Consider the following 14,759-nt stretch of genomic DNA (forward strand, 5'->3'; position numbering starts at 1 on the left):
CTAACAAAAAAGTGTTGGACCCCGTAAAATGCTGACTCGCTTCACTCAGGCAATAAAATTATATAAATTCTTTGCTTAAAGTAATGTTTTGGCAAGCGCGATACAGGCGTTTATATCTTGACTTTGGCTTACTATTGGTTCGGTAAATTTTAGCTCTTTTGCAGTGACCTTTCCAATGCTTATCGCTTGATAGCTCTCATCCCAGCCAAAATTACTAAGAAAATTTTTGACATTTAGCGGAGAAGCGAAGATTAAAATACTATTTTTTGGTGGTTTTAGCTCCATTTTGCAAGGATTTAAGACATTTTCATAGGTGATGATCGCTTTTATATTTACTCCGCCATTTTGCAAAATTTCTAAGAAATTTGAAGCGCTATCTTTGCCTTTTAGATAAAGAACCTTTTTGCCCTTTAAAAGTGGCAAAATTTCTCTTGCAAAGTCATCTCCATGAGCATTTTGCCCAGTGTAAATTTCACTAAAACCAAACTCTTTTGCAGCCGCTGAGCAACTATTTGCGATAGCAAAAACTGGTAAATTTATAGGCGAAATGTCATTAAATTTTAATGCATTAAAAGCATTTTTAGAAGTAGCTACCAGCACGTCATAGTCACTTAAATTTAGTTCAAATTTCAAAAACTCGATCTTGCTAACGCTTAAATTTACAACGCTCTCATCAGTCGTTTTTGTGTTTGAAATAAGATAAATTTTACGCAACTCTTTTTAACCTTAAAAAAGATATCAAAGCAAGTAATGTGCAGGCTAAAATAATAATAGAAGTTGAATAAAATATATCGCCAAGCCCAACTAGCGGAGAGACGACGCCGCCTAAGAAAAATGGACAAAATCCAAGTATCGCTGAGGCTGAGCCTGCGTATTCTCTGCCTTCATTCATGGCTAGCGATGAAGCAGTTGGCAAGACAAATCCTGTAAAAAGAAGCAATAAGAAAAATGCGATAATGACGCCGATCACTTCAAATTTAAAGCAAAGCATGAAAGCAATAAAAACACTAGCAAACAAGGTGCCAAAAAGCCCGGTTTTGAGTGCTTTTCTCTCATTTAAAAGACTAGCAAGCCTTGCTCCTATAACAAGCCCTAAACCATTTGAAGCAAAGCAAAAGCTATAGCTTATTGGACTTAGAGAATAAAATTCTTGAAAAATAAACGAAGATGACGCTATATAAGCAAACATCGCAGCCATCGAAAATGTCAAGATCGCGACAAAGAGCATAAATTTCTTTTTTCTTAAAATTTTGCCAAAGACACCATAAGTCTGAAGCAATGGTAACTTTAGTCGGTTTGCAGGGCTTAGGCTCTCTTTGAAGTAAAAATTTGCGATAAATAGCAAAATACCAATGATAGTTAGCGCCATAAATATGCCACGCCAGTCGGTAAATTTAAGCAGCAAGCTGCCGCCTATTGGCGAAAGTATCGGGGCAAGACCATTTACAACCATCATAAGACTAAAAAATTTAGTCATTTCATGACCCTTATAAAGATCACTCACAACAGCCCTTGAGATGACTAAGCTACCGGCACTTGCAAGCCCTTGGATGATGCGCATAAAGATAAAAAACTGGATATTTTGTGCAAAAAATATAAAAATAGTGCTTATCGTATAGACAATGAGCGAGATGGTAAGGGGCAGTTTTCGGCCAAATTTATCACTTATTGGACCAACTATGAGCTGACCTATGGCTAAGCCTGCCATTGATGTCGTGATCGTTAATTGCGTAGCTGTAACACTTGTTTTAAACCACTCGGTAATAGCCGGAAGTGCTGGCAAATAAAGATCTGTAACAAATGGTCCAAAGGCAGAGAGAGCGCCTAAAAATAGCAATAAAAATAGTTTGGAATTTTCTTTTTTCATAGTTTTTCTTTTTTTGGAGCGATTATATTATGGTTTTACTTTTTGCTTTATTAAGTATAAATTTACTATTGTTATTATAAAGAAGAAGCCCTAAAAATAGGGCTTGATATTACATTTTGTCTTTAGTGACGATTAAGAGCATTTTAAATTTATCTTTTATCTTTAATCCGTGTGGTATTTTGCCTGGAAGCACGATGGTATCGCCTTTTTTGATATCAAAATGCTCATCACCAATAGTTAGCTTCATCTCGCCATCAAGTGCGATAAGTAGTGCATCGCCTGGAGCTGCGTGAGTTGAGAGCTCTTGGTCTGTGTCAAAACTAAGTAATGACATTGAGCCGTTTTCGTTCTTTACGAGCGTTTTGCTCACGATTTTACCTTTTTCGTATTCCACTGCATCAACTAAGCTAAAAATAGCTGCCTTAGGTAAATGATCTATCATTAAATCCTCCTTAAAATCAATTGAAATATATTTCGTTGGTTCGTTAAAAACCAGCTTGCGCCACACTTTTTTCTCTATCAGGCAAGCTTGCTCGCCACCTATATGCATCTGCTTTTCGCCGTAGTATAGGCTAGCACCGCCTTCTACAACCCATGCGAGGCTGTCGCAAAACAGCATCTCATGATCTAGCTCCTCGCCAGTATCAAAAGCAAATACATCGATATGAGCGTTCTCGCAATCAAAAATTCTCTTGCTAACAACGCTTTTTGCGACGACTTTCGTATCGGCATTTAGATTGTAAATTTGACTCATTTTATATCCTTTTTTTGCAAAATTATAAAAGGTTAAGAGCTAAATTTCATTGACCAATGTTAATAAAAAGAGAAAAAATATCCTAATTAAAACTAGTGCATATCAAGAAGTTCCCTTTACAAAAAATTCCATAAAGGAATTTGGCCACTCAATAATTACCATATCATATTTGTTTCTTTTATTCTATAACAGTATCTTTTTAGTTTCTATTTTTAATATGCATAACCCGGCTTCCTTGCCGTAGTTTTGTAAGCTTCGTTAAGTACTGATCCAATACCCATTTGATGGAATTTTTTATACCAATTACAAAAATATCTGCGCAATCCTTGTCGGTTGCATTTAATACAACAAAACCAGCTGACTCATCATTCATATGGCAAGCGAGAAAAAGCTTTTACCGTGAATCACGAATATACTCTTCTGTGCTTTATGGTATTCCAAACCATTCTGAAAGGTCATATAATATTTCTTTTGATGCACTTTCTTTTTCCAATTTATCTTCAACTTCTTTTATTTTTATATCAATTTACTCTTCCACAACTTCTATACTTTTAAATGTATACCTTTGTTTCTTAAATTTTCTATGCAATCAGCTAGATATTCGATATTGTGCTCTTTGTAAATTGGACTGCCTATAATTTCCTCTTTAAGATTATCATACTTTACTGCTGTGCTTCCTCTATAATTTTTATCTTTCCATTCCGCAGAAACTTTATATCCTCTTTTTTCCATCTCCTCCATAACCAATACATGGTAAATAAAAAGATGATACGGAGAATATGAAAACACATAGTCCACAGTTTTATGTTTCTTTTTCCATCCATTGCCCCTCAGAGCACAACATTCCCTATGTTGCCCAAGAAGCTGACTTTTGGGCAATAAGTGGATAAGTTTTTCATGCCATAGTCTCATATTTTTCTCCTGTTAACAAGGTTGATTTTTCTAAATATTCATTAGGGTATTTCTTTAGTAAAGTGTTAATGTATTCAATTACAACCTTCTGACTATTTTCCCCTTCCATATATCCATTTAATATATCAAATAATACCTGTTTTTCAATCGTACTTGCGTCTTTTTTAAAATATCCCCATATATGAAGAATGGCATTACTAAAATCTTTTTTGCTCTCCTTCATATCTCTTGTTTCCTGTATTTTTTCATTTAGCCATACAACATCCAGTTCTTTTTCCCTCAAATACGCCCTTATCTCCAAATATGCTTTATGCGATTTGCTTAGTACAAAATATTTATTTTTTGCCCATAACTCTTCACATTCTATTCTTGTATCTTTGTGTCTCATGTTGACGCTTCTTTCAAAAAATTCAAACCAAAACAAATCCCATACAATGTATCACCATTTAAGCATTTATTAATAGCATTTAAATTTTTGTTTAGGTAAGGTATAAATGAATATCCTGCATTATTAGTATGTTAAAGTGGGCTCAGATACAAATAATTTTTATTACTATAACCTATTCAAATTTATTAACTGCTTTTTCCACAAAAGCCTCCCAGCAAAATAATGGGAGGCTCTCTAAACAATTTATCTAAATTTAAAACTCTCTTTTAAGCCTACTTTTTCTCATTTTTAGTATCAAAAGAGCTTTTTGCTTCCGTAAACCGTTGCAATATTGTATCTTCAACGATTTTACAGCAAAAATATTTTTTACTCTATTCCCACTCAATAGTTGAAGGTGGCTTACTTGAGATATCGTAAACTACGCGGTTTATGCCGTTTACCTCGTTTATGATGCGGCGGCTTACGTTTTCAAGTAGATCATAAGGAAGCCTTGAAAAACTTGCAGTCATGCCATCGCTCGCATCGACCACGCGCACACAAACAGCGTTTTCGTAGGTGCGATTATCGCCCATTACACCAACAGAATTTACATTTAAAAGTACGCAGAATGCCTGCCAAGTTTTGTTATACCAGCCAGTACTCTTTAGCTCATCACGCAAGATCACATCGGCTTTGCGAAGTAGCTCTAGGCTTGGTTTATTTACTTCGCCCATGATGCGGATAGCAAGGCCCGGTCCTGGGAAAGGATGGCGGAATACTAAATCACGGCTTAGCCCAAGCTCAAGACCTAGCTTTCTAACCTCATCTTTAAAAATTTCTCTTAGTGGCTCTATTAGCTCAAATGTCATCCAATCAGGCAAACCTCCAACATTGTGGTGGCTCTTTATCGTCTTGCTTGAGCCAACTACGGAGCTTTCGATGATATCAGTATAAAGAGTGCCTTGAGCTAGAAATTTCACATCACCATGCTTTTTAGCCTCTTGCTCAAAAATTTCTATAAATGTCTCGCCTATAATCTTACGTTTTTTTTCAGGATCAACCACACCAGCCAAGCGTCCAAGAAAAGTCTCGCTCGCGTCTATGCTAACTAGCTCAACGCCAAGCTTTGTTCTAAATGTAGCTTCAACTTGCTCTTTTTCGTTTGTTCTAAGAAGTCCGTTATCAACAAAGACAAGGATCAAATTTTCAGGCACAGCAGCTGCTAAAAGTGCCGCGGTTACAGAGCTATCCACGCCACCGCTAACTGCACAAAGTACCTTGTGAGTACCTACTGTTTTTCTTATCTCTTCTATCTTATTTTTAGCGAAGCTTCCCATATTCCAAGTACTCTCGCAACCGCAGATATATTTAGCAAAATTCTTTAAAATTTGCGTGCCATACTCGCTGTGTTGTACCTCTGCGTGAAACTGGATCGCATAAAATTTTCGTTTATCATCGCCAAAAGCACAATAAGGCGAATTTTCACTAATAGCGATCACTTCAAAACCCTCTGGCAAGTCCTTTACGTAGTCACTATGACTCATCCATACGATTTGTTTTGAAGGTGTATCTTTAAATAGCGCATGCTCTTTAATAACGTTAAGCTCAGCCTTGCCATACTCTTTTTGATCAGCTGCTAAAACCTCCGCTCCATGCGTGTGAGCAAGTAGTTGCATGCCGTAGCAAACGCCAAGTATAGGGATATTTAACTCAAAGACGCCGTTATCGCAAAAATAAGCATCTTTAGCATAAACACTAGCTGGACCGCCACTTAAAATGATACCTTTTGGCTCTTTCGCCTTTATCTCACTAAGCTTTGCATTAAATGGCAAAATTTCAGTGTAGACGCCCTCTTCTCTTAGCCTTCTGGCTATTAGCTGAGTGTATTGCGAACCAAAATCCAAAACTATAATCGTATTGTTCATTTATAACCTTTTAAAAATAGATATGAAAAATTTCAAATTGCACATACCAAACAATGATTGATACGATATATCCTAGAACCACCATCCAAGCGTATTTCATATGTGCACCAAAGGTATAAATTCCTTTTAATTTACCCATTACTCCGACACCAGCTGCTGAACCAAAGCTGATCATCGAACCACCGATACCAGCAGTTAGTGTCACTAATAGCCACTGACTCATTGCCTCGCCTGCATCAGCTCCCATTGCTGGATTTGCTTTCAAAACAGCTGACATAACTGGAACGTTATCAACGATTGCTGAAAGGAAACCAACGCCAATATTTACAGCAGTTGAGCCAAATTTATCATAAAGTGATACAGCGTAATTTAAAAATCCAGCAAAATGAAGAGCGCCAACTGCAGCTAAAATTCCAAAGAAGAAAAATAGTGTGTTGTTTTCGATCTTTGACATATAGTGAAATACATGCATTGGTTCTTCATTTTTGTGAGCTTTTTTGAAATAGTAAGTATAAAGACTAAGTAGTGAGAAACCAAACATCATTCCCCACATCGCTGGCAAATGGAAAAGCTGATGCATCATAACTGCACAAAAGATAGTAAATGCGCCTATTGTAATAACTGCTTTACCACCTTTTTTGATAACAACTTTTGGCTCGTTTGCCACATCAAAATGTGGTGCAGTACTTGGCACTACGCGAGAAAGTAAAAATGCTGTTACAAGCCAGCCAATAATAGATGCTGGGAAAAGTGCGAAAAAGTCTAGAAATGGTGACTTACCTGCTGCCCAAACCATAAGCGTAGTGATATCGCCAAATGGACTCCATGCTCCACCTGCATTTGCTGCTACGACAATGTTTATCGCGCCAGCTACTAAAAAATTTGTATTATTTCTATCTATTGTTAGAAGAACGGTTGAAAGAATAAGCGCTGTTGTTAGGTTATCAGCTACTGGGCTTATAAAAAATGCCAAAATACCAGTTAGCCAAAATAGTTTTCTATAAGTATAGCCTTTTGATACGAGATTATATTTAAGTGCATTAAATACGTCTCTTTCTATAAGTGCTTCGATAAATGTCATCGCCACCATCAAGAAAAATACGATCTGAGCAATCTCTAAAATCAGGTGATTTACCTCATGTTCAAGCGAATGCACATCCATGCCATTTATAAGCATATAAACGCCGATAAGTAGGAACATAAACGTACCGATAAAGATAGCAGGTTTTGCCTTGTCGATATGGAAATTTTCTTCTGCTGCTATGAAAAAATATCCAACAACAAAAATTATAAGCGATAAAATTCCTGCCCATGTGGTAGTTAAGTCAATAGCTGCGGTTTCTCCATCAGCACCAAAAGCCATCGCGAAAAACAAGCCTAGAAGTCCAAAAAACCTCATTATACTCTCCTTGTAGAATAAAAAATCTTGGTATATTACTTAAATGAGCCTAAAAATTAGGTTAGTTAAAATTATTAAGCTTACATTACATTTTTATTTAAATACGAAAATTTTACTAGCTTTTGTTTATCTTATCAGTTTTCTTTTCTTTTACGGGAGCATTTCCATAAAATGGATCATCTTTATAGCCACAACCGCTAAATGCAAAAAGAGTAAAAATTAAAATAAAAGATGATAAGATAAGCCCATGAAAAACGCTAAATTTTTGATAAATACTATTCATAAAAATCCTTTGTATAAAGAAAAATTAAGCATGGCAAATGAGTGCCAACAGCTTTTAGAGCTTATGGGGAAAGCAAAACGATTTTATATAGCTTTTTGCTACGTTAGAGAAGGTGTTTTGACCTTTGTTCTTACTCATCCCACTGGGCTTTTAGAGCTTAGGCGTGATAGTAGTATAAATGATATAAAAAGGTTATTAAAAACCTTTTGCAATTTTAATAAAAATAGCGTTTTTAACAGCATTCTTACTCCAAAACCTCTTAACGAAATCAACTATACAAAAAATAAGAAAGAAGAAAATATAAGATTTGTCGTGAGTAAATTTTTAAAATTTTTTAATCAAAAAGAGCAAAGTGTCATCTTTTATGCACCAGCTAGCAAAGGCGAGTTTAAAAATTTAGCAAAAGACGAACAAATACACCAAAAATTTGAAGAGCTAAGAGAAATTTTGCTCAAGAAAAATGAGCAGGCAAGATGCTAATAGACGAGATCAGAACGCTTCCAAACGAGCCTGGCGTATATCAATATTTTGACGCTCAAAACAGACTTTTATATGTCGGTAAGGCCAAAATTTTAAAAAACAGGGTCAAAAGCTACTTTAAGTTTACCCCAAGTCTAGCTCCAGCCGAAAAACTAAGCCCAAGAATTTCTAAGATGATAAGCGAGGCGGTGCATCTTGAATACATCGTCACACCAAGCGAGGCAGACGCGCTCATACTTGAAAATTCATTCATCAAGCAGCTAAAACCAAAGTACAACATCTTGCTTCGTGACGACAAGACCTACCCTTATATCTTTATAAATTTAAATGATGATTTTCCAAGATTCGAGATCACTAGAAAAGTAGTAAAAGGCTCAAATATCCGCTATTTTGGGCCATATTTTAGTGGAGCTAGCGAGCTGCTTGAGGCACTTTATCTAAATTTTAATCTCGTTCAGAAAAAGTCCTGTATCAAAGGCAAAAAAGCTTGCCTTTTTTATCAGCTAAAACGCTGCTATGCTCCGTGTGAAGGCAAAATTTCAAAAGAAAACTACGCTAAGATCGTAAATGAGGCTATCGCGGCCTTACAAAATCCAAATTTACTTATAACTCGCCTTGAAGAGCTCATGCTAAACTACGCCAAGGCCGAAGACTACGAGCAAGCAGCCGCGACTAGAGATAAGATACAAACACTTAAAAACATGCAAACAAAGGTTGAAGTTGATCTTGCTAAACTTGAGGACTTTGAGGCCTACTCGGTCGCTTGCGTGCACGATATGATCTGTGCGGTGAGATTTAGCGTGCAAAATGGCAAGATAACTGGCGTAAAAACTGATATCGCGCAGGCTAAAAACGCTCAAAAAGATGAGATAAACGAAGCTTATAAGCAGGCTATTTTAAAAAGCTTCATAGCCGGTCAGCCAATAATTAGCACCAAAATTTATGTCCATGAGAGCTTTGAAGATAGCAAGCTGGTGGAGGAAATTTTAAACGAGAGATTTGGACGTAAATTTAGCATTACTTGCCCTAAAATTGGCGATAAGCGTAAAATTTGTGAGATCGCTACAAAAAACGCTGAAGTTAGCATCGAAAAATATCTAAAAACGCACGATAACGAGCTACTAAACGAGATAAAAGAGTACTTTGACTTAGCTCACACGCCTTACGTGGTCGAGGCTTACGACAACTCACACCTTTTTGGCGAGGCAAGTGTCGGAGCGATGGTGCGCTATGAGTATGGCGAGTGGGCAAAGCAAAACTACCGCCATATGCACCTAAGCTCTAAAAACGACTACGATCAGATGAAAGAGAGCCTCACTGCCAGAGCGCTTAGATTTGATAAGCTTAGTCCGCCTGATCTTTGGGTTATTGATGGGGGCGAAGTGCTTTTAAACTTAGCCTGTGAAATTTTAGCAAGCAGTGGCGCAAATGTCGATGTGATCGCTATCTCAAAAGAAAAAATCGATGCCAAAGCTCACCGCGCAAAAGGCGAAGCAAAGGATAAAATTTACACAAAAGGTGGCAGTTTTAGCCTAAGCACGAGCGATAAAAAGCTGCAGTTTTTCCAAAAAATGCGTGATGAAAGCCATAGATTTGTCATCAGCTTTCATAGAAAAACAAGGCAGAAAAATGATATGCAAAGATCAATTCTTAAACAAGCTGGCGTATCTGAGGGCAGTATCGCGAAATTAATCAGCTTTTACGGAAGTTTTGATAAAATCAGCGAAGCGAATTTAGACGAAGTGGCAAAAATAACAAATAAAAGCGTAGCAGAAAAGCTTGCAGTACTCAAAGAAGGAAATTTGAAGTGATAATATATGATGAAAATTTAAAAATATCTGCGATAACGCAAGATTCACTTGAGCTATTGGGTTTTGATAGTTTAGATGACTTTTTGTTGCGATACAAAGATATAAGCGAGCTAGTCATAACAAGCCAGGAAAGTACAAACTACAGCTTCTTGGAATTTTTACAAAATACGAAAGATAATAGTGCTAGAGTAAATTTAAAAAGAAAAGATGGTGGTGCGATCTTACTAGAAGCGAGATTGCAAAATGCCATTTTAAAAAATGGCGAAAAATTTTTTATCGTGCTTTTAGAGAAGCAAGACATAATAAACAACCAAAATCTAATAGCAGCAGTAAAAGTAAAACCTACATTAAGACTGCCTGTTTTTAAACTAAACGCATGGTATCTTTTTGATACACAGACACAGTCACTTATCGATGATTCCTGGTTTGAAACATCGCTTAAAATGCTAAATTTAAATAAAAAAGATTTTGCATCCTATTTAAATATATTTTTGCACAACGCAAGAGAAATTCTTATCCAAATCCAATCAGCCATAATCGCAAAAGACGAGATAATGCTCAAAAAATACGTAGATGAGATAAGAGAAGCTGCATTAAATTTAAAGCTTAATAACCTTGCAAATGAGCTTAACGCTTTTTTAGATAACAATCAAAATGGAAAAATGAAAGAGATGTCTCTTTTTACCAAAAGACTAATTGAGATAGAAAATATCGTCAAAAAATATAGCAAAAAGAGTATCCATGAAAAATAATAAATTTTATATATTGTTAGCGCCAATAATAATTTCAGCGATCTTTTGCGCATATAGCGGAAATGAAAGCTATAAAAAATTCACAGATCTAAAAGATCTAAATGAAAAACTATATAAACAATCCTTAGTATTTCAAACTATAAGATCTGTAATACAAGAGCACGATACACTAATAGGCAAAAGCCAAGAAGATATAAAAAAGTTGCGAGATAGCACCTTAAAAAATACACAAAAATTTATAAATTCTATAAGAAAAGACGATCGCACCGAGATACGAAATGTAAATAAATTAAAAGAATTGCTAGCAAATCTCAACCAAAATGATAAATTTGATGAACTATTTTACGAATTTTTCCAAAATATAAATGGAGAAATAGATAGCGATTTTAAACAAGATTTAGACCGAGACTTTCCGCTTATAATAAAAGCTTATGCCGCAACTTTAAGTAAAATTTATAATCAACTCTCTTTAGCAAACAACACTAAATACTACGTAAAAAATATCTTTATAAATGGCCCTTTATTTTCAATAAACAATAATGTGAGAGAAAATATATATTCCGTAAAAGACAACGCGCCAAATCTTGATATGCTTCCAAAAAGTGAGCTAAAAGAGAATATTTACAAAGACTTTAACCAGTTTGAAGCCAACTATCAAGCTAAAAAAATAAGAGAAGCTAAAGCCAAGATCGCATTTTCTGAAAAACTAAATATCGAAGATATTATCTTAATCAAACAGTATGAAGATGATAAATTTATACTTTTATTAGATAGTGCCATAAATATAAAAAATGAGCTGTTAGAACTTACCAAGAGCGAGAAAATAAGCTTTGGTATAAAGACCTTTTTTGAGTTCTTGCTTTGTGGCTTGCTCATTTTATCTTTGCTTAGCATTTCTGCTAGGTTGAAATTTTTAAAGACACTTATCGATAAGTCAAAATACATATCAAACTATATCCTATCATCAAAAGAGACAAGTGCGGATAATGCGATATCAAAGCTCATAAAAACTTATGAAGATCTAAAAGAAACCTATATAAAAGATAGCAGCTTTTTTCAGATAAAAGATAGATATATTTTATCAGTGAGCAAGAAGCTAGAGTCCATTAATAAAGAAATTTTTACATCGACCGCGGCTTTAAAAATAGAAACAAATAATAGCAAAAAGCAAGTATTTATAGACACGATAGAAAAAAATGCAAATATCATGACTTCGCTTTATAACAATGCTAAAAATATCTCAAATGTTAAAAAATATAGCGAATGCAATAAAACCGAGATATTTGATCCTCAAAAAAGCTTTGAAGAAATTTTGCAAGCAAATATTGTCTATTCGCAAAGCAAAAAGATAAATTTTATAAGCTACCTTGATCCAAGCCTTACAAATGAACTAGAAGGAAATCTAAATTCATTAAAAACCGCATTTAACTCTATCTTTTTGGCATCTTTATCAATGTCTTTAAGACATCAAAATATTATCATCGCTATCAAAAAAGTTCAAAAAGAGTTTGATAGAAGCGGACTTTGTTCTGTAAGCTTTAGCATAAAAAATAGCTCAGCTGCCATGAGTGAAAAGCAAATTTCAGATATATTTTCAGATGATGAGAATAGCTTAAATAATGATGAGAGCGAGTTTTATCTAAAAATTGCTCAAATTTATTTAAAAAATTTAGAAAGTAAGCTGGAGATTAACTCGTTTCCAAGTATCGGAAATGAGTTTAAATTTGTAGTCATTTTTAAAACAACATCAAACTATAAAGACTTTGATATAAAATGCAATCATAAATTAGCATTCTTACAAGACGCAAATGTCGCTTACAACGAAGCTTTTGAGCAGACTACAAAAGACCTTGGGCTCAAAGTGGATATGCTAACAAGTACTAGTCCATCTATTACAAAAAATTATGATGCTATATTTTTAAGAAACACCAATAAGCAAGGCCAGGATATTAAAAATCCGCTCATTTTAAAAGATCCACTAACTCCATTAAGCATCACAAGGCTACTTTGCTTAGGCGAAGCTGATATTATGAATAAAAATTTAAACGATAAACCAAAAATTTTAATCTGCGATACTAATGAAATTTACATAGATATAACAGCAAGTGGTTTTAGTAAATTTAACTGTGAAGTTGTTGGAGTTTGCAATAAAAAAGATCTAAAACAAGCCATAAAGCAAGGCGATTTTGACCTTATATTTGTTGGCTCGAAATTTTTCGAAGCTGAAAAAAATAGCCTTCAAAAAAATCTTGATCTTATAAAAGCAGCTATACAAAATGCGAAAATTCCAATTATACTAATGCTTTCAAACACTTCAAATATAGATGGAGAGAGTGTCAAAGAATACTTCAACGCTTATATAAAAACACCAATAAATAGCGACGAACTGGCTCAAATTTTTAGAAAATTTTTGCCAAATTTTGGTGAGATTGCAATAGACGAAAGCTATCTGGCAAAAAGCGAAAATATTATTTTATTTAAGAAATCGCCAATGGAAAATAAAATATTTAGCTCAGCTTTAGGAGAATTTTACAACACACTTGAAACCACAAATAGCTTTGATGAGCTATTAACAAAAATAAAGACCAAAACTTATGGCATCGTTCTTATAGATGAAAATGTAAAAGACTTCAACTACGAAGAGCTAACAAGAGTTGTTGATAAGATAAGACAAAGCCAAAAGGTTGATACAAGAGTGCTGATATTTGGCGCACAAGAAAGAAGTGAATTTCCTTTTGTAAAAGTGCTAGCTAAAAATATCACAAAAGCAGAGCTTTCAGCTACCGTAAGAGAGCAAATCGATTCTATGGGCACTAGCTACGCTAAAAGCTCTTATGAATTTATTAAGTTTAACGCCTAAAACTCTTTTGCGTTATTTTTAAATACATTTAGCACGCTTGCTCGCTTATGGCAAATTTCAGCGTATTCTCTTTCGCTCTTTGAATCGTAAACTATACCAGCTCCAGCCCCCACAAATACATCACTAAAGCCATTTTCACTTGGCACAAATATGGCTGATCGAATAAGAATAGCAACCTGAGCATCACCATTAAAATGTAAAAATCCAATGCCACCGCCATAGATATTTCGCTCAGAAATTTCAAGCTCATTGATTATCTGCATAGCTCTTATTTTTGGGGCTCCGCTTAGTGTGCCAGCCGGAAATATGCTAGCTAAGACATCAAAAAGATCAAGCCCTTTGGCGCACTTGCCATAGACATCGCTTACGATATGAATTACTTTTTCATATTTTTGGATATGCATAGCATTTTTTACGGATACACTTTTTGGTTCCGAAACCCTGCCGATATCATTTCTAGCAAGATCGATTAGCATCTTGTGCTCAGCCAGCTCCTTTTCGTCACTTAAAAGCTCATTTTCAAGTGCTGCATCTGCATTTGCATCACTTCCTCTAGGCCTTGTGCCTGCGATCGGAGCTACAAAAATTTGCTCACTTTTCATCTCAAAAACAAGCTCTGGCGAAGAGCCAACCACATCGCCATAAGGTGTAGGAAAATGAAACATATATGGGCTTGGATTTGTAAGTGAGAGCTTTTTATAAAATTCCAAACTGCTCATATTCGTTGAAATTTCAAGCAACTCACCAAGCACCACCTGAAAGACATCGCCACTTCTTATATACTCTTTTGCTAATTCAACCATATCCTCAAAGTGTTTCTTTTCTTTACCAAGATCGGTTTTTATACTAAATTTACTCTGCTCTTTATTTTTGCATTCAACTTTCGCATCAAGCAAAAAGTCATAATATTTATTCTTATCTCCATAAAATGTATAAATTTTACTCATCTTGTCAAAGTGTAGATAGGCCTTCGCATCAGCGTAGATAAATTTTGGAAATTCATACTTTTTAGCTTTCTCTTCTCCGATATATTCAAAATATCTCACACCATCATAAGCAAAAACACCAAAGAGTCCCGCAAAAGGAGCTAGTGATTTGTTGCTATTTGTATCAAAGTAGCTTCTAAGCCCATAAAAATCCATATCCTTTTCATCTATATAATCGCAATCAATGCCGATTATCGTCTGTGTCTTATCTTCAGCTAAATAGCTATTTTTAAATTTTTCCCTGATCGCTTCATAATAAAAAAGCGGCTGTTCTAAAAGCATTTTTTCCCTTTTTAATTTTTGGGTGATTATAAAGAAAAATCGCTTTTACTTTTTAAAATTTTTATCAAATTTCTAAATTTA

At 35.0% G+C, this 14,759-nt stretch carries 13 protein-coding genes; 4 read left to right on the forward strand and 9 right to left on the reverse strand.

All coding sequences use genetic code 11. The features are described 5' to 3' along the window. Window positions 1-75: 75 nt before the first annotated feature. The 8 genes from CYP28_RS06250 to CYP28_RS10370 form a co-directional block, all read right to left on the reverse strand. Complete coding sequence (locus tag CYP28_RS06250; protein WP_103593526.1) at window positions 76-714, reverse strand: uroporphyrinogen-III synthase; 639 nt, start codon at window positions 712-714, stop codon at window positions 76-78. Next, window positions 707-1,867: a multidrug effflux MFS transporter gene (locus CYP28_RS06255; RefSeq protein ID WP_103593527.1), complete on the reverse strand. Its 1,161-nt coding sequence runs from the start codon at window positions 1,865-1,867 to the stop codon at window positions 707-709. The genes CYP28_RS06250 and CYP28_RS06255 overlap by 8 nt, the downstream gene beginning before the upstream one ends. Window positions 1,868-1,976: 109 nt before the next feature. Next, window positions 1,977-2,621 carry a cupin domain-containing protein gene (locus CYP28_RS06260; RefSeq protein WP_103593528.1) on the reverse strand — a complete coding sequence of 215 codons (645 nt, stop codon included), beginning with the start codon at window positions 2,619-2,621 and terminating at the stop codon, window positions 1,977-1,979. A gap of 543 nt (window positions 2,622-3,164) precedes the next feature. After that, the gene (locus CYP28_RS06270; RefSeq protein WP_103593529.1) at window positions 3,165-3,533 is read right to left on the reverse strand and encodes a TIGR02328 family protein; all 369 of its coding nucleotides are present in this window, start codon (window positions 3,531-3,533) and stop codon (window positions 3,165-3,167) included. Then, entirely contained in the window at window positions 3,517-3,921 is a 405-nt protein-coding gene (locus tag CYP28_RS06275) for a YbgA family protein (protein WP_103582265.1), read from the reverse strand. Before CYP28_RS06275 ends, CYP28_RS06270 begins: the two co-directional genes overlap by 17 nt. A 371-nt stretch (window positions 3,922-4,292) precedes the next feature. Beyond that, window positions 4,293-5,825 carry a glutamine-hydrolyzing GMP synthase gene (guaA, locus tag CYP28_RS06280; protein ID WP_103593530.1) on the reverse strand — a complete coding sequence of 511 codons (1,533 nt, stop codon included), beginning with the start codon at window positions 5,823-5,825 and terminating at the stop codon, window positions 4,293-4,295. A 10-nt stretch (window positions 5,826-5,835) separates the two neighbouring features. Beyond that, the gene (gene nhaD / locus CYP28_RS06285; protein ID WP_103593531.1) at window positions 5,836-7,224 is read right to left on the reverse strand and encodes a sodium:proton antiporter NhaD; all 1,389 of its coding nucleotides are present in this window, start codon (window positions 7,222-7,224) and stop codon (window positions 5,836-5,838) included. Window positions 7,225-7,339: 115 nt separating this feature from the next. Next, the gene (locus tag CYP28_RS10370) at window positions 7,340-7,507 is read right to left on the reverse strand and encodes a hypothetical protein (protein WP_181000433.1); all 168 of its coding nucleotides are present in this window, start codon (window positions 7,505-7,507) and stop codon (window positions 7,340-7,342) included. Window positions 7,508-7,537: 30 nt separating this feature from the next. Between CYP28_RS10370 and CYP28_RS06290 the strand changes: the two genes are divergently transcribed. Genes CYP28_RS06290 through CYP28_RS06305 form a run of 4 tightly spaced genes read left to right on the forward strand, consistent with a single transcriptional unit; the run spans window position 7,538 to window position 13,410 of the window. Beyond that, the gene (locus tag CYP28_RS06290) at window positions 7,538-7,987 is read left to right on the forward strand and encodes a hypothetical protein (protein WP_103593730.1); all 450 of its coding nucleotides are present in this window, start codon (window positions 7,538-7,540) and stop codon (window positions 7,985-7,987) included. Next, on the forward strand, window positions 7,981-9,798 hold the full coding sequence (uvrC, locus tag CYP28_RS06295) for an excinuclease ABC subunit UvrC (protein WP_103593532.1): 1,818 nt from the start codon (window positions 7,981-7,983) through the stop codon (window positions 9,796-9,798). The genes CYP28_RS06290 and uvrC overlap by 7 nt, the downstream gene beginning before the upstream one ends. Next, complete coding sequence (locus CYP28_RS06300; protein ID WP_103593533.1) at window positions 9,795-10,550, forward strand: hypothetical protein; 756 nt, start codon at window positions 9,795-9,797, stop codon at window positions 10,548-10,550. Before uvrC ends, CYP28_RS06300 begins: the two co-directional genes overlap by 4 nt. After that, entirely contained in the window at window positions 10,540-13,410 is a 2,871-nt protein-coding gene (locus CYP28_RS06305; protein WP_103593534.1) for a response regulator, read from the forward strand. The genes CYP28_RS06300 and CYP28_RS06305 overlap by 11 nt, the downstream gene beginning before the upstream one ends. Here the strand turns inward: CYP28_RS06305 and CYP28_RS06310 are convergent. Next, window positions 13,407-14,678: an anthranilate synthase component I family protein gene (locus tag CYP28_RS06310; RefSeq protein ID WP_103593535.1), complete on the reverse strand. Its 1,272-nt coding sequence runs from the start codon at window positions 14,676-14,678 to the stop codon at window positions 13,407-13,409. The two genes, CYP28_RS06305 and CYP28_RS06310, sit on opposite strands and share 4 nt — an antisense overlap. Window positions 14,679-14,759 lie beyond the last annotated feature (81 nt).

The sequence above is a fragment of the Campylobacter concisus genome (assembly GCF_002914195.1).
GTDB lineage: Bacteria > Campylobacterota > Campylobacteria > Campylobacterales > Campylobacteraceae > Campylobacter_A > Campylobacter_A concisus_M.